This is a genomic window from Mixta calida (assembly GCF_002953215.1).
In the GTDB taxonomy this organism is placed as follows: Bacteria; Pseudomonadota; Gammaproteobacteria; order Enterobacterales; family Enterobacteriaceae; genus Mixta; species Mixta calida.
The window spans coordinates 4,184,255-4,199,826 of record NZ_CP026378.1 but is presented as its reverse complement, the minus strand read 5'-3'; the positions used below and the strand labels follow the sequence as shown (position 1 = coordinate 4,199,826).

The window sequence follows — 15,572 nt, the reverse complement described above, 5'->3', positions numbered from 1 at the left end:
TAAAAAAAGGCGGGCATTCTTGCCCGCCAACCTCTGACTTCAGATATTTCTTTTTATAGGCACATCTGAAAACCGGCCTGGGTAACGGAGCCGGTTCCCGGATTCTTAAGCAACCTGGAAGAATTTTTCCAGATCGTCACTGCCGCCGATATGACGTCCGCCGATAAAGACCTGCGGTACGGTCGCGCGGCCGGTCATGGCGCGCAGGCTGACAGTAGTGGCGTCTTGTCCCAGTACGATTTCTTCATACTGAATGCCGCGATCGAGCAGCATCTGTTTTGCTTTGGTGCAGAACGGGCAGCCCGGCTTGGTAAACAGAGAAACGGATTCCTGCACTTTAAATTCCGGCGCCAGGTAACGCAGCATGGTGTCAGCGTCGGAGACTTCAAACGGGTCGCCCGGTTTGTTCGGCTCAACAAACATTTTCGCCACCACGCCGTCGCGCACCAGCATAGAGTAGCGCCATGAGCGCGGACCAAAACCTAAGTCGGCTTTCTCAACCAGCATCTCCATCCCGCGGGTGAAATCACCGTTGCCGTCTGGAATAAAGGTGATGTTGTCCGCATGCTGATCGGCTTTCCATGCGTTCATCACGAAGGTGTCATTAACGGAAACGCACAGGATACTGTCGACGCCGTGCTGAGCGAAGACGCCCGCCAGTTCGTTATAGCGCGGCAGATGGCTGGAAGAACAGGTCGGGGTGAACGCGCCCGGCAGCGAAAATACGATAACGGTTTTGCCCTTAAACAGCTCGTCAGTTGTAACATCGACCCAGCTGTCGCCCTGACGTGTATGGAAAGTGACCTGTGGGACGCTTTTACCTTCCTGACTTGCAAACATAAGAATCAATACCTCTTTATTAACGTTGCGTTTGATTTCTTTAACTTCTGGTGTGCATTATTCTCATCCAGGCTTGATAGGGCTAATCGTTCATTGCTATTCTATTCATTGCCACGGGCTATCGTGGCTCGGAGGATAAAATGAATATTCGTGATCTTGAATACCTGGTTTCCCTCGCTGAACATCGTCATTTTCGGCGTGCCGCCGATGCCTGTCATGTCAGCCAGCCCACGCTGAGCGGACAGATCCGTAAACTTGAAGATGAACTGGGCGTTATGCTGCTGGAACGCACCAGCCGCAAAGTGCTGTTCACGCAGGCCGGTCTGTTGCTGGTCGATCAGGCGCGCACCGTATTGCGCGAAGTGAAGGTGCTGAAGGAGATGGCCAGCCAGCAGGGCGAGGCGATGTCCGGCCCGCTGCATATTGGTCTGATCCCGACGGTAGGGCCTTACCTGCTGCCGCATATCATCCCGATGCTGCACCAAAGCTTCCCTAAGCTGGAAATGTATCTTCATGAAGCGCAAACGCAGCAGCTGCTGAACCAGTTGGACAGCGGCAAACTCGACTGCGCGATTCTGGCGCTGGTGAAAGAGAGCGAAGCCTTTATTGAAGTTCCGCTGTTCGATGAGCCGATGAAGCTGGCGGTCTGGCAGGATCATCCGTGGAAAGACCGCGATCGCGTGCCGATGTCCGATCTGGCTGGCGAGAAATTACTGATGCTGGAGGATGGACATTGCCTGCGCGATCAGGCGATGGGCTTCTGTTTCCAGGCCGGCGCTGATGAAGATACCCATTTCCGCGCGACCAGCCTTGAGACGCTGCGCAATATGGTGGCGGCGGGGAGCGGCATTACGCTGCTGCCGGCGTTGGCGGTGCCGCAGGAGCGCACGCGCGACGGCATTACCTATCTCTCCTGTTACAAGCCGGTGCCGCAGCGCACTATCGCGCTGGTTTACCGGCCGGGATCGCCTCTGCGCAGCCGCTATGAGCAGCTGGCCGAGGCTATCCGTAGCCACATGCAAGGTCAGATGGAAACCACGCTAAAACAGGCGGTTTAATCCGTTCAGGGCGGCAACGCGATACGCTTCCGCCATCGTGGGATAGTTAAAGGTGGTATTCACGAAGTACTCAATCGTGTTGCCACCATTTTTTTGCTCCATAATCGCCTGACCGATATGAATAATCTCCGCCGCACGTTCGCCGAAGCAGTGGATGCCGAGAATTTCTTTAGTATCGCGGTGGAACAGGATTTTCAGACTGCCCACGTTCATGCCGACGATCTGCGCGCGTGCCAGATGTTTAAATTGCGCCCGACCTACCTCATACGGCACTTTCATCGCCGTTAGCTGTTGTTCCGTCTTTCCGACCGAGCTGATTTCCGGGATGGTGTAAATACCGGTGGGAATATCCTCAATCAGATGCGCGGTCGCTTCGCCTTTCATCACCGCCTGCGCGGCGATGCGGCCCTGATCGTAGGCGGCTGACGCCAGGCTTGGGTAGCCGATAACGTCGCCTACCGCATAGATATGCGGCTGCGCCGTCTGATACATACTGTTGACTTTCAGCAGACCGCGGCCATCCGCTTCCAGACCCACATTTTCCAGCGAGAGCGAATCGGTGTTGCCCGTGCGGCCGTTGGCATAAAGCAGGCAGTCCGCCTTCACTTTCTTGCCCGATTTCAGGTGAATGATAACGCCGTCGCTGACGCCTTCGATCTTCTCGAACTCTTCATTATGGCGAATCACCACGCCGCTGTTCCAGAAGTGGTAAGAGAGCGCATCGGACATCTCCTGATCGAGAAACGCCAGCAGACGATCGCGCGTGTTGATCAGGTCCACCTTAACGTTGAGACCACGGAAAATCGAAGCATATTCACAGCCGATAACGCCGGCGCCGTAAATAATCACATGACCTGGTTCGTGATGAAGGTTCAGGATGGAATCGGAATCATAAATGCGCGGGTGGGTGAAATCGACGTCCGCCGGATGGTAAGGACGCGAGCCGCAGGCGATAACAAATTTCTCCGCCGTCAGGCGTTCAACCGAGCCGTCAGGGTGCGTCAGGCCGATAGTATTGGCATCCAGAAACCGAGCGTCGCCCTGAAACAGTTCGCAGCGGTTGCGCTCGTAAAAGCCCTGACGCATACGCGTCTGCTGGTTAATCACATTTTCCGTATGATTCAGGATGTCAGCGAAAGAAGAGCGAAGATGGCGGGTGTGGTCGCTGTATAAAGGGTTTTGATTAAATTCGATGGTGCGGCTTACTGCGTGGCGTAACGCTTTGGAAGGAATGGTCCCCCAGTGGGTACAGCCGCCGCCTATATTGTGATAGCGCTCAATAACGGCGATACGGGCGCCCTGTTTCACCAGGCCCATTGCGGCGCCTTCACCGCCAGGGCCGGAGCCAATCACAATAACATCGTAATCGTAAGCATGTTGCATACCGGCACTTCCTTTATTTTATATACATTTTAGCAACGAGATTCTAACATCCCGACGCGGACATCCCAATTCTTCGTGTGATTTTAGCCTCAATTTGCTAAAGCGTGAGGTTAACAGCCGTTCACAAACTTTGACGGACTGTACGCTGAAATATTTGTTATAGTGGGCCTTCGGGAAGCTAACAGGCAGAAAAATGGGCGTCAGAGCACAGCAAAAAGAACGTACACGACGTTCGCTTATTGAGGCGGCATTTAGTCAGTTAAGTGCCGAGCGCAGTTTTGCCAGTCTGAGTTTACGGGAAGTTGCCCGTGAAGCCGGTATTGCCCCGACCTCCTTTTACCGCCATTTCCGCGATGTGGATGAGCTGGGATTAACCATGGTGGATGAAAGCGGCCTGATGTTAAGGCAGCTTATGCGTCAGGCGCGCCAGCGCATCGCCAAAGGCGGCAGCGTTATCAAAACCTCCGTCTCCACCTTTATGGAATTTATTGAAAGCAATCCCAACGCCTTCCGTCTGTTGTTACGTGAAAGATCGGGTACCTCCGCCGCTTTTCGCGCCGCCGTCGCGCGCGAAATTCAGCATTTTATCGCTGAGCTGGCAGATTATCTGGAGCTGGAAAACCGTATGCCGCGCAGTTTTACCGAAGCGCAGGCGGAAGCGATGGTCATCATTGTTTTTAATGCGGGCGCAGAAGCGCTGGATGTTGATGCGGAACAGCGCCGGAAGCTGGAAGAGCGGCTGGTGCTCCAGCTGCGTATGATCTCCAAAGGCGCCTACTATTGGTATCGCCGTGAGCAGGAGCGGACAGCGGTCACGCTCGATAGTCCTAATTAAATAAAAAAGGATATGACATGACAGATCAGAACCCTCGCGATAAAGGAACCTTACTGCTGGCGTTTATTACCGGCCTCGCGATCAACGGTTCTTTTTCCGTGCTTTTCAACGCTTTTGTCCCGTTTTCGATTTTCCCGCTAATTGCATTGGGGCTGGCGGCCTGGTGTCTGCACCAGCGTTATCTTAATCGCGCCATGCCGGAAGGCATGCCTTCGCTGGCCGCCGCCTTTTTCCTGCTCGGTATCCTGCTCTACAGCGCGATCGTACGCGCCGACTATCCTGAAATCGGCTCTAACTTTCTTCCGGTGGTCTTGATGGTGGCGCTGATCTTCTGGATTGGCACGCGTCTGCGTCGGAAGCGCTAACACCAGACCGTCAGCGCATAATTATCGGGCCTACAGGGAAGTAGGCCGTGATCTTTCCCCGCTTCGCCGCTCATTCCGCGGCTCCGACCTCAAACCGCTTATTAGCGACGCGTCAGCAGAACGCCGCACTCCATATGATGGGTATACGGGAACTGATCGAACAGCGCCAGACGCGTTACAGCATGAGTCTGCGCCAGCGTCGCGAGGTTGTCGCACAGGGTTTGCGGGTTGCAGGAGATATAGAGGATCTGTGGGTAACCCTGCACCAGTTTTACCGTCTCCTCATCGAGGCCGCTGCGCGGCGGATCGACAAAAATGGTCTCGCACTGATAGCTCTGTAAATCAATCCCCTCCAGGCGATTAAATGCGCGTACACCATTCATCGCCTGCGTAAACTCTTCCGCCGCCATGCGAATTATTTGCACGTTATCAATCTGGTTTGCCGCAATGTTGTATTGCGCGGCGGCGACCGAAGGCTTGGCGATCTCCGTCGCCAACACGCGGCGGAAATTACGCGCCAGCGCCAGCGAAAAATTGCCGTTGCCGCAGTAAAGCTCCAGCAGATCGCCCTGTGCGTTCTTCGTTACGTCCAGCGCCCATTCCAGCATCTGAATATTCATTGCCGCGTTAGGCTGGGTAAAGCTGTTTTCAATCTGGCGATAGATCATCTCTCGCCCGGCAACCGGCAGGCGTTCATCGACGTAATCCCGATCGAGGCAGATTTTTGTTTTGGTGGCGCGGCCAATCAGCTGAACATCGAAACCCTGCGCCCGCAGGGCATCGCGCAGCGCTTCCGCCGCCTGCTGCCACGCTTCATCAAGCTTGCGGTGATAAAGCAGGGAGATAACGATCTGATTGCTCATCGTCGAAAGATAATCAATCTGGAAAAGCTTGCGTCGCAACGCCGCGTGATTGCGGATCGCGGCGATCATCAGCGGCATCATCTGATTGATCAATTCGCTGGCGGCGGGGAATTGATCGACACGGATGCGCTGGCGCGTCTGCTGATCGAAAATGATGTGGTAGAGATCGTCGCCATCGTGCCAGATGCGGAATTCCGCGCGCATACGATAGTGACTGACCGGCGAGCGAAACACCTCGATTTCCGGCGCGGAGAAGGGCGCCATCAGCTGTTGCAGGCGCGTCACTTTTTCCGCGAGCTGGGTTTCATAATGTTCGACGGGCAGTTTTTCGGGCGTCATGGCTTTTCCTGATTGAATGGCAAACTTGCCGGGCGATTGTAGGGATTCAATACGGGATGTCCAGCTCTGTCATTCCCTGCACATTATAGCAACCTGGAAGTCTGGACTTCCGAAAAGGGCGATTGTAGACTGTGCGGGCCGGTCTCCCGCCGAGTTAATAGGGAATCCAGTGTAAATCTGGAGCTGACGCGCAGCGGTAAGGAATGTCGTGGCGATTGCGAATAGCAGACACTGTCATCTGATGGGAAGTCATCGCCATATTATCGATTCCAAGCCCGAAGACCTGCCGGCAATACGTCGCACTTTACGGCTATCGCGAGCTATTGGCCGTACGCCTGCGGCATCCCGATCGATCTTTCGGATGCTTTGATAATGATGATAATGAAAAAAACGCCGTTGGCGCTGGCCGTCACGGCGATTTCCCTTTGGGCGCAGCCCGGCGCTGCGGCGGATAATGAAGAACTGACCGTTACCGCAAACCGAACCCAACAGCCTGTATCCAGCGTGCTGGCCCCGGTTGATATTGTTACGCGAGCTGATATTGATCGCTGGCAAGCAAAAACGCTAACGGACGCGTTGCGTCGTCTGCCAGGTGTCGACATTGCGCAAAACGGCGGAATGGGGCAGGTAAATTCCCTCTATGTCCGCGGTACCGAGGCGCGCCATACATTGGTGCTGATTGACGGCATCCCGCTGGCAAAGCCGGGTATTACCGGAATTGCTGACTACAATCAGATCCCGATTTCGCTTGTGCAGCGCATTGAGTTTATCCGGGGTGCGCGCTCAGCGGTTTATGGCGCTGACGCTATCGGCGGGGTAATCAACATTATCACCCAGGCGGAGCAACCGGTAAGCCAGCTTCAGGTTGGCGTAGGTTCTAACCATTATCAGCAATATGACGGCGCGCTGCGTCAGACGTTAGGAAAAGATACGCTTTTGACCGTAGCGGGCGCTTTTCAGGATACGAAAGGCTTTAACGTACAGCCGCAATCTACATATGTGGTGGATAGCGACCGTGACGGCTTCCGCAGTAAAACATTTTGGGCCGGTGTCGATCATCGCTTTAGCGATGCCTTTTCAGGCTTTATTCGTGGTTACGGCTATGATAATAAAAGCGAATATGACGCGAATTATCCCGACGGCGGCGATATCCGCCAGCTTTACAATCATACCTGGGAAAGCGGCCTCTCTTTTACCCAAGGCGATTACACCTCGCAGCTCACACTGAGCCTGCAAAAATATAAAGACTATAACTATGCCAGCACGCAGGGACGCTATCAGCGCGGCACGTCGCTGGATGATATGGAGCAGCGCAACCTGCAATGGGGCAATAGTTACCGCATTGGCCGCGGTATGGTCAGCGCCGGGATCGATCGACAGGAGCAACGGCTGGTCTCGCATGACGACTACGCCTCCGATCGTTATAAGCGTATCAATACCGGTTATTACCTGACGGGCCAGCAAGCGTTTAATGACGTGACGCTAGAAGCAGCATTACGCGGCGACGATAACAATCAGTTCGGCTGGAATACGACCTGGCAGACTGCCGTCGGCTGGACGTTTACGCCGGGCTACCGCGCTACGCTCTCCTATGCGACGGCTTTTCAGGCGCCAACGCTAGGGCAAATGTATGGTCAGCAACGGCTATATATTGTCGCTTCGCCCGATTTGAAAGCGGAAAAGTCGAAGCAGTGGGAAGTAGGTCTTGAAGGGCTTACTGGCCCCGTTGACTGGCGGCTCTCAGCCTATCAGAACAAAATCGATAACCTGATTGATTATTTCTATAACGGCAGCACGTTCCAGGGCGCTTATTACAATATACAATCGGCAACAATCCGTGGCGTAGAATGGACCGGCAGCATGGATACCGGCATCTTTTCGCATCGCGTTACCCTAAGCTATATCGATCCGCGTCGTGACAGCGATAATGAAGTTCTGGCGCATAGCTCACGTCAACAGTTCAAATATCAGCTGGACTGGGCGATGTTCGGGTTTGATATGGATGTGGCCTGGCAATATTATGGAAAAGGGTATTACAACAATACCAACCAATTCGCCAGCGAGCAGCGACGTATGCCGAGCTATAGCCTGGTGGATCTTTCAGCCTCTTATCCTGTCACCTCTCACCTGACGGTTCGTGGTAGAATTGCCAACCTGTTCGATAAAGATTACGAGACAGCGTATGGCTACCCAACCGCAGGACGTGAGTACTACCTCAGCGGAACTTACAGCTTCTGAATTACGACCCACCGTGCTGGTATTTGATTCCGGCGTGGGCGGGCTCTCTGTCTATGATGAGATTCGGCAGCTGCTGCCGAATCTTCATTATCTTTACGCTTTCGATAACGTCGCCTTTCCGTATGGCGAAAAGACGGAAGCGTTCATCGTTGAGCGCGTGGTCGCTATCGTTGAAGCGGTAACGCGTCGTTATCCTTTATCTATGGTGGTGATTGCCTGTAATACCGCCAGCACTGTTTCTTTACCTGCGCTGCGCGCGCGCTTTGGTTTTCCCGTTGTCGGCGTTGTGCCGGCGATTAAGCCAGCCGCCAGACTGACGCGTAATGGCGTCGTTGGTCTTCTGGCGACGCGGGCGACGGTGCGTCGTTCTTATACTCAGGAGCTGGTGGCGCAATTCGCCAGTGAATGTAAGACCGAAATGTTAGGTTCAGGCGAGCTGGTAGAATTAGCCGAAATGAAGTTACATGGTCATCAGGTTTCACTTGATGCCGTGCGTCGCATCCTGCAGCCCTGGCTGCGGATGGCAGAGCCGCCGGATACGGTCGTACTGGGCTGTACCCATTTCCCGCTGCTGGCTGACGAGCTGCAGGCGGTATTGCCTGAAGGCACCCGAATGATTGATTCTGGAGCGGCAATCGCGCGTCGCACCGTTTGGCTGCTGGAACATGAAGCTCCGGACGCACGCTCTAAAGAGAGTAATGTCGCGTTTTGCATGGAAATGACGCCGGACGCTGTGCAATTAATGCCCGTTTTACAGCGTTACGGCTTTGAAAAGCTGGAAAAACTAACGGTTTGACGAAAAAATCGACATCTGATTTATTTTTTGAAATTAGTACTTGTCAGCCGAAAAGAACTCCCTATAATGCGCCTCCACTGACACGGAACAACGGCTTCTTAGTCGGCCTTGTCAGGAAGGGAAAAGAAAATAAATTCTTGACTCTTCAGCGGGAAAGCGTAGTATACGCAGCCCGCGCCACTGAGAATGTGGCGCCGCTCTTTAACAATTTATCAGACAATCTGTGTGGGCACTCACAGGACGGGTATCGCAAAACACATTTGCAGTATCAAGTCTCAGAGTGAACACGTAATTCATTACGACGTTTTTCTTTGAGCATCAGACTTTAATTGAAGAGTTTGATCATGGCTCAGATTGAACGCTGGCGGCAGGCCTAACACATGCAAGTCGAACGGTAACAGGAAGCAGCTTGCTGCTTCGCTGACGAGTGGCGGACGGGTGAGTAATGTCTGGGGATCTGCCCGATGGAGGGGGATAACCACTGGAAACGGTGGCTAATACCGCATAACGTCGCAAGACCAAAGTGGGGGACCTTCGGGCCTCACACCATCGGATGAACCCAGATGGGATTAGCTAGTAGGTGGGGTAACGGCTCACCTAGGCGACGATCCCTAGCTGGTCTGAGAGGATGACCAGCCACACTGGAACTGAGACACGGTCCAGACTCCTACGGGAGGCAGCAGTGGGGAATATTGCACAATGGGCGCAAGCCTGATGCAGCCATGCCGCGTGTATGAAGAAGGCCTTCGGGTTGTAAAGTACTTTCAGCGGGGAGGAAGGGATGGTGCTTAATACGCGCCGTCATTGACGTTACCCGCAGAAGAAGCACCGGCTAACTCCGTGCCAGCAGCCGCGGTAATACGGAGGGTGCAAGCGTTAATCGGAATTACTGGGCGTAAAGCGCACGCAGGCGGTCTGTTAAGTCAGATGTGAAATCCCCGGGCTTAACCTGGGAACTGCATTTGAAACTGGCAGGCTTGAGTCTCGTAGAGGGGGGTAGAATTCCAGGTGTAGCGGTGAAATGCGTAGAGATCTGGAGGAATACCGGTGGCGAAGGCGGCCCCCTGGACGAAGACTGACGCTCAGGTGCGAAAGCGTGGGGAGCAAACAGGATTAGATACCCTGGTAGTCCACGCCGTAAACGATGTCGACTTGGAGGCTGTTTCCTTGAGAAGTGGCTTCCGGAGCTAACGCGTTAAGTCGACCGCCTGGGGAGTACGGCCGCAAGGTTAAAACTCAAATGAATTGACGGGGGCCCGCACAAGCGGTGGAGCATGTGGTTTAATTCGATGCAACGCGAAGAACCTTACCTGGTCTTGACATCCACGGAATTCGGCAGAGATGCCCTAGTGCCTTCGGGAACCGTGAGACAGGTGCTGCATGGCTGTCGTCAGCTCGTGTTGTGAAATGTTGGGTTAAGTCCCGCAACGAGCGCAACCCTTATCCTTTGTTGCCAGCGCGTGATGGCGGGAACTCAAAGGAGACTGCCGGTGATAAACCGGAGGAAGGTGGGGATGACGTCAAGTCATCATGGCCCTTACGACCAGGGCTACACACGTGCTACAATGGCGCATACAAAGAGAAGCGACCTCGCGAGAGCAAGCGGACCTCATAAAGTGCGTCGTAGTCCGGATTGGAGTCTGCAACTCGACTCCATGAAGTCGGAATCGCTAGTAATCGTGGATCAGAATGCCACGGTGAATACGTTCCCGGGCCTTGTACACACCGCCCGTCACACCATGGGAGTGGGTTGCAAAAGAAGTAGGTAGCTTAACCTTCGGGAGGGCGCTTACCACTTTGTGATTCATGACTGGGGTGAAGTCGTAACAAGGTAACCGTAGGGGAACCTGCGGTTGGATCACCTCCTTACCAAGCTGATACCTTCCCGTGCAGTGCTCACACAGATTGTCTGATAGAAATTAACGAGCAGTAAAATCCCGGCAGGCTTGTAGCTCAGGTGGTTAGAGCGCACCCCTGATAAGGGTGAGGTCGGTGGTTCAAGTCCACTCAGGCCTACCAATTCCTTCCAGTACGGCGTTATGGTTCCGGCTTGCATAGTTTACTATGCTTCGCGAAACCATGCCTTGTCCTGAACGGAATTAAAGGTTAACGGTGATTTTACAGTATATCTGGGGCTATAGCTCAGCTGGGAGAGCGCCTGCTTTGCACGCAGGAGGTCAGCGGTTCGATCCCGCTTAGCTCCACCATCAACGTCAGGTTGATGACCACTCCAGAATACATTCACGAATGTATTGTGCAGTATTTGCTCTTTAACAATCCGGAACAAGCTGAAAATTTGAAAGAGCAGCTTCTTGTATAAAGAACTGTTCAGAGTCTCTCAATTTCTCGCACCATGCGGTGTCGCAAGACGCCTGCGGGTTGTGAGGTTAAGCGACCAAGCGTACACGGTGGATGCCCTGGCAGTCAGAGGCGATGAAGGACGTGCTAATCTGCGAAAAGCGCCGGTGAGGTGATATGAACCGCTATCAGCCGGCGATGTCCGAATGGGGAAACCCAGTGTGATTCGTCACACTATCGTTAAGTGAATACATAGCTTAACGAGGCGAACCGGGGGAACTGAAACATCTAAGTACCCCGAGGAAAAGAAATCAACCGAGATTCCCTGAGTAGCGGCGAGCGAACGGGGAACAGCCCAGAGCCTGAATCAGCATGTGTGTCAGTGGAAGCGTCTGGAAAGGCGCACGGTACAGGGTGACAGTCCCGTACACGAAGATGCATGTGCTGTGAGCTCGATGAGTAGGGCGGGACACGTGGTATCCTGTCTGAATATGGGGGACCATCCTCCAAGGCTAAATACTCCTGACTGACCGATAGTGAACCAGTACCGTGAGGGAAAGGCGAAAAGAACCCCGGCGAGGGGAGTGAAAAAGAACCTGAAACCGTGTACGTACAAGCAGTGGGAGCCTTCATTTATGAGGGTGACTGCGTACCTTTTGTATAATGGGTCAGCGACTTATATTCTGTAGCAAGGTTAACCGTATAGGGGAGCCGCAGGGAAACCGAGTCTTAACCGGGCGCTCAGTTGCAGGGTATAGACCCGAAACCCGGTGATCTAGCCATGGGCAGGTTGAAGGTTGGGTAACACTAACTGGAGGACCGAACCGACTAATGTTGAAAAATTAGCGGATGACCTGTGGCTGGGGTGAAAGGCCAATCAAACCGGGAGATAGCTGGTTCTCCCCGAAAGCTATTTAGGTAGCGCCTCGTGAATTCATCTCCGGGGGTAGAGCACTGTTTCGGCTAGGGGGCCATCCCGGCTTACCAACCCGATGCAAACTGCGAATACCGGAGAATGTTATCACGGGAGACACACGGCGGGTGCTAACGTCCGTCGTGAAGAGGGAAACAACCCAGACCGCCAGCTAAGGTCCCAAAGTCATGGTTAAGTGGGAAACGATGTGGGAAGGCCCAGACAGCCAGGATGTTGGCTTAGAAGCAGCCATCATTTAAAGAAAGCGTAATAGCTCACTGGTCGAGTCGGCCTGCGCGGAAGATGTAACGGGGCTAAACCATGCACCGAAGCTGCGGCAGCGACGCGAATGCGTTGTTGGGTAGGGGAGCGTTCTGTAAGCCTGCGAAGGTGTGCTGTGAGGCATGCTGGAGGTATCAGAAGTGCGAATGCTGACATAAGTAACGATAAAGCGGGTGAAAAGCCCGCTCGCCGGAAGACCAAGGGTTCCTGTCCAACGTTAATCGGGGCAGGGTGAGTCGACCCCTAAGGCGAGGCCGAAAGGCGTAGTCGATGGGAAACGGGTTAATATTCCCGTACTCGGTGTTACTGCGAAGGGGGGACGGAGAAGGCTATGTTGGCCGGGCGACGGTTGTCCCGGTTTAAGCGTGTAGGCTGACTTTCCAGGCAAATCCGGAAGGTCAAGGCTGAGGCGTGACGACGAGGCACCACGGTGCTGAAGCAACAAATGCCCTGCTTCCAGGAAAAGCCTCTAAGCATCAGGTAACAGTGAATCGTACCCCAAACCGACACAGGTGGTCAGGTAGAGAATACCAAGGCGCTTGAGAGAACTCGGGTGAAGGAACTAGGCAAAATGGTGCCGTAACTTCGGGAGAAGGCACGCTGGCATGTAGGTGGAGGGACCCGCTCCCCGAGCCGAAGCCAGTCGAAGATACCAGCTGGCTGCAACTGTTTATTAAAAACACAGCACTGTGCAAACACGAAAGTGGACGTATACGGTGTGACGCCTGCCCGGTGCCGGAAGGTTAATTGATGGGGTTATCGCAAGAGAAGCTCCTGATCGAAGCCCCGGTAAACGGCGGCCGTAACTATAACGGTCCTAAGGTAGCGAAATTCCTTGTCGGGTAAGTTCCGACCTGCACGAATGGCGTAATGATGGCCAGGCTGTCTCCACCCGAGACTCAGTGAAATTGAACTCGCTGTGAAGATGCAGTGTACCCGCGGCAAGACGGAAAGACCCCGTGAACCTTTACTACAGCTTGACACTGAACATTGAGCCTTGATGTGCAGGATAGGTGGGAGGCTTTGAAGCGTGGACGCCAGTCTGCGTGGAGCCATCCTTGAAATACCACCCTTTAATGTTTGATGTTCTAACCTGGCGCCATAATCTGGCGTGGGGACAGTGTCTGGTGGGTAGTTTGACTGGGGCGGTCTCCTCCCAAAGTGTAACGGAGGAGTACGAAGGTCAGCTAATCACGGTCGGACATCGTGAGGTTAGTGCAATGGCATAAGCTGGCTTGACTGCGAGAGTGACGGTTCGAGCAGGTGCGAAAGCAGGTCATAGTGATCCGGTGGTTCTGAATGGAAGGGCCATCGCTCAACGGATAAAAGGTACTCCGGGGATAACAGGCTGATACCGCCCAAGAGTTCATATCGACGGCGGTGTTTGGCACCTCGATGTCGGCTCATCACATCCTGGGGCTGAAGTAGGTCCCAAGGGTATGGCTGTTCGCCATTTAAAGTGGTACGCGAGCTGGGTTTAGAACGTCGTGAGACAGTTCGGTCCCTATCTGCCGTGGGCGCTGGAAGACTGAGAGGGGTTGCTCCTAGTACGAGAGGACCGGAGTGAACGCACCGCTGGTGTTCGGGTTGTCATGCCAATGGCACTGCCCGGTAGCTAAGTGCGGAAGAGATAAGTGCTGAAAGCATCTAAGCACGAAACTTGCCTCGAGATGAGTCTTCCCTGAGACCGTGAGTCTCCTGAAGGGACGTTGAAGACGACGACGTTGATAGGCCGGGTGTGTAAGCGCAGCGATGCGTTGAGCTAACCGGTACTAATGACCCGTGAGGCTTAACCTTACAACGCCACAGGCGTTTTGGGGATGAGAGACGATTTTCAGCATTGTTTACCGGATAAAAGAAATCTGCGGAAACGAAAGATGTTGCGCTGAAGCAAGGCGGCAAATGAGACGTCAGGAAGGAGCATACAGCGGTATGTGACTGAGTGACGCGAATGCGGCCAACGCAGCAGCAGCGCGAGAGATTCGTTTCCGGCACAAAGAATTTGCCTGGCGGCAAGAGCGCGGTGGTCCCACCTGACCCCATGCCGAACTCAGAAGTGAAACGCCGCAGCGCCGATGGTAGTGTGGGGCCTCCCCATGCGAGAGTAGGGAACTGCCAGGCATCAAATCAAGGTTAGTCCTGTAAAGGTCGACACCGGTTATCAGCGAGACCCCGCTGGTAATGCAGTATTCGGTGGTGCGGTAGTTCAGTCGGTTAGAATACCGGCCTGTCACGCCGGGGGTCGCGGGTTCGAGTCCCGTCCGCACCGCCACCCTATTTAGGGGCGTAGTTCAATTGGTAGAGCACCGGTCTCCAAAACCGGGTGTTGGGGGTTCGAGTCCCTCCGCCCCTGCCAGATAAAGGATCCTTTGCTAACGCAAAGGATTTTTTTTTGCGTTTATTTTACCTGGCGGCTCCATCCTCCCGGGATGAGCGGAAATAGCCTCACCCCTCCCGTCTTTTATAACTCCCTGTTTATTAAAATGTCATGCTTGTATCAGTACCGGGAACTTCAGCAGCTGTCGGATATGCGTTTGTTGATCGCTATTCTGCAACCACACGGCGTATAAAGGCCGAACAGCGACAGGCGTATCAGGAATGACCGTTAAATCGGGATAGAGCTGCATCCAGCTATCTGGCAAAAATGCACAAGCCCCGGTTGTATGCAAAAGCTGTCGAGTTAAATGCGCAGAGGTTGTGGTCAGCACGGGCACATCATCGGCGCCAGCCAGATAACTTTCATGCTGATGAAAGTCTGCGCCCCACTCCAGCTTGATATAGTCATATTTCTCCCGTTTTTCACTTTTACGTGAGCGGAAAAGGGTAAGAGAAATATGACCGATCTGCTGGCTTGTCAGCTCGTCCATTTTTGGCGCTTCTGTCGTAATTAACAGATCGAGCTGTCGCTCATGCAGCTGTTTTACCAACAGATGCCTCTGCGCTACGCGTGCTTCCAAATGAAGACTCTCACGGTTTTCATAAAGCGTTTGTAGCCAGGGCGTCAGATAAGCTTCCCACAGGGATGCGCTGGCGCCGATAGAGAGTTCATGATGCTGCTGAGTATGGGCGACTTCCTTTTTAGCCATTAGCCAGGTACTCATCAGGCTCTCTGCATAAGGAAGCAAGCGCTCGCCGGCGGAAGTAAGCCGTATATTATTGCGGTGCCGGGTAAAAAGGTTCACGCCCAGCTGATTTTCCAGCTGTCTGATGCGAAAACTGACGGCGGATTGCGTCAAATAGAGCGCTTCTGCGGCGCGTCCAAAATGGCGCGTTCTGCTCACTTCAAGAAAGGTCTTCAGTAATTCCGTATCCACAGCCAACTCCAAAAAAATGTTTGTCGTAATGATTTAAATGTTTTGTTT

At 53.7% G+C, this 15,572-nt stretch carries 9 protein-coding genes, 4 tRNA genes, 3 rRNA genes and 1 riboswitch; of the genes, 12 read left to right on the top strand and 4 right to left on the bottom strand.

The features are described from left to right. Positions 1 to 105 precede the first annotated feature (105 nt). Positions 106 to 840, bottom strand: a complete 735-nt coding sequence (locus C2E16_RS19960; RefSeq protein ID WP_038629028.1) for a redoxin family protein — start codon at positions 838 to 840, stop codon at positions 106 to 108. 140 nt (positions 841 to 980) lie between these two features. On the opposite strand from C2E16_RS19960, the gene oxyR reads away from it, so the two are divergent. Further along, positions 981 to 1,898: a DNA-binding transcriptional regulator OxyR gene (gene oxyR / locus C2E16_RS19955; protein WP_038629026.1), complete on the top strand. Its 918-nt coding sequence runs from the start codon at positions 981 to 983 to the stop codon at positions 1,896 to 1,898. Here the strand turns inward: oxyR and sthA are convergent. Next, on the bottom strand, positions 1,881 to 3,281 hold the full coding sequence (gene sthA / locus C2E16_RS19950) for a Si-specific NAD(P)(+) transhydrogenase (RefSeq protein ID WP_084969907.1): 1,401 nt from the start codon (positions 3,279 to 3,281) through the stop codon (positions 1,881 to 1,883). The genes oxyR and sthA overlap by 18 nt on opposite strands. A 193-nt stretch (positions 3,282 to 3,474) precedes the next feature. Between sthA and fabR the strand changes: the two genes are divergently transcribed. Both fabR and C2E16_RS19940 read left to right on the top strand, forming a co-directional pair. Then, complete coding sequence (gene fabR, locus C2E16_RS19945) at positions 3,475 to 4,116, top strand: HTH-type transcriptional repressor FabR (protein ID WP_038629022.1); 642 nt, start codon at positions 3,475 to 3,477, stop codon at positions 4,114 to 4,116. Positions 4,117 to 4,133: 17 nt separating this feature from the next. Next, a complete protein-coding gene (locus C2E16_RS19940) occupies positions 4,134 to 4,481 on the top strand; it encodes a YijD family membrane protein (RefSeq protein WP_038629020.1) in 348 nt (115 codons plus the stop codon). Positions 4,482 to 4,582: 101 nt separating this feature from the next. Here the strand turns inward: C2E16_RS19940 and trmA are convergent, their stop codons facing one another. Continuing rightward, positions 4,583 to 5,683 (bottom strand): tRNA (uridine(54)-C5)-methyltransferase TrmA, encoded by a 1,101-nt coding sequence (gene trmA, locus C2E16_RS19935; protein ID WP_038629018.1) that lies wholly within the window; start codon positions 5,681 to 5,683, stop codon positions 4,583 to 4,585. Between the two features lie 122 nt (positions 5,684 to 5,805). Continuing rightward, positions 5,806 to 5,988: riboswitch (cobalamin riboswitch) on the top strand. Positions 5,989 to 6,058: 70 nt separating this feature from the next. Between trmA and btuB the strand changes: the two genes are divergently transcribed. From btuB to C2E16_RS19885, 9 genes are all read left to right on the top strand, one after another. Next, positions 6,059 to 7,921 carry a TonB-dependent vitamin B12 receptor BtuB gene (gene btuB, locus C2E16_RS19930; RefSeq protein ID WP_038630176.1) on the top strand — a complete coding sequence of 621 codons (1,863 nt, stop codon included), beginning with the start codon at positions 6,059 to 6,061 and terminating at the stop codon, positions 7,919 to 7,921. Next, on the top strand, positions 7,866 to 8,717 hold the full coding sequence (gene murI, locus C2E16_RS19925) for a glutamate racemase (protein ID WP_038629016.1): 852 nt from the start codon (positions 7,866 to 7,868) through the stop codon (positions 8,715 to 8,717). The genes btuB and murI overlap by 56 nt, the downstream gene beginning before the upstream one ends. Positions 8,718 to 9,043: 326 nt before the next feature. Beyond that, positions 9,044 to 10,586: ribosomal RNA gene (locus C2E16_RS19915) — 16S ribosomal RNA — on the top strand. Positions 10,587 to 10,659: 73 nt separating this feature from the next. Further along, a tRNA-Ile gene (locus C2E16_RS19910) sits at positions 10,660 to 10,736 on the top strand. 112 nt (positions 10,737 to 10,848) lie between these two features. Then, positions 10,849 to 10,924 (top strand) — tRNA-Ala (locus C2E16_RS19905). A gap of 178 nt (positions 10,925 to 11,102) precedes the next feature. Beyond that, positions 11,103 to 14,007 (top strand): 23S ribosomal RNA (locus C2E16_RS19900). A 208-nt stretch (positions 14,008 to 14,215) separates the two neighbouring features. Beyond that, positions 14,216 to 14,331: ribosomal RNA gene (gene rrf / locus C2E16_RS19895) — 5S ribosomal RNA — on the top strand. Together the 16S, 23S and 5S rRNA genes with 4 tRNA genes alongside form the textbook arrangement of a ribosomal RNA operon. 74 nt (positions 14,332 to 14,405) lie before the next feature. Then, positions 14,406 to 14,482 (top strand) — tRNA-Asp (locus tag C2E16_RS19890). Positions 14,483 to 14,490: 8 nt separating this feature from the next. Beyond that, positions 14,491 to 14,566: transfer RNA gene (locus tag C2E16_RS19885), tRNA-Trp, on the top strand. A gap of 130 nt (positions 14,567 to 14,696) precedes the next feature. On the opposite strand, the gene hdfR is transcribed toward C2E16_RS19885, so the two are convergent. Further along, positions 14,697 to 15,524, bottom strand: coding sequence for an HTH-type transcriptional regulator HdfR (hdfR, locus tag C2E16_RS19880; RefSeq protein ID WP_038629015.1), 828 nt, complete (start codon positions 15,522 to 15,524; stop codon positions 14,697 to 14,699). Positions 15,525 to 15,572: the final 48 nt, after the last annotated feature.

Excerpts from the sequence above, each read along its gene's own strand:
- oxyR (WP_038629026.1), top strand. The coding sequence starts at position 981 with ATGAATATTCGTGATCTTGAATACCTGGTTTCCCTCGCTGAACATCGT.
- sthA (WP_084969907.1), bottom strand. The coding sequence starts at position 3,281 with ATGCAACATGCTTACGATTACGATGTTATTGTGATTGGCTCCGGCCCT.
- murI (WP_038629016.1), top strand. The coding sequence starts at position 7,866 with ATGGCTACCCAACCGCAGGACGTGAGTACTACCTCAGCGGAACTTACA.
- btuB (WP_038630176.1), top strand. The coding sequence starts at position 6,059 with ATGATAATGAAAAAAACGCCGTTGGCGCTGGCCGTCACGGCGATTTCC.
- fabR (WP_038629022.1), top strand. The coding sequence starts at position 3,475 with ATGGGCGTCAGAGCACAGCAAAAAGAACGTACACGACGTTCGCTTATT.
- C2E16_RS19940 (WP_038629020.1), top strand. The coding sequence starts at position 4,134 with ATGACAGATCAGAACCCTCGCGATAAAGGAACCTTACTGCTGGCGTTT.
- C2E16_RS19960 (WP_038629028.1), bottom strand. The coding sequence starts at position 840 with ATGTTTGCAAGTCAGGAAGGTAAAAGCGTCCCACAGGTCACTTTCCAT.
- trmA (WP_038629018.1), bottom strand. The coding sequence starts at position 5,683 with ATGACGCCCGAAAAACTGCCCGTCGAACATTATGAAACCCAGCTCGCG.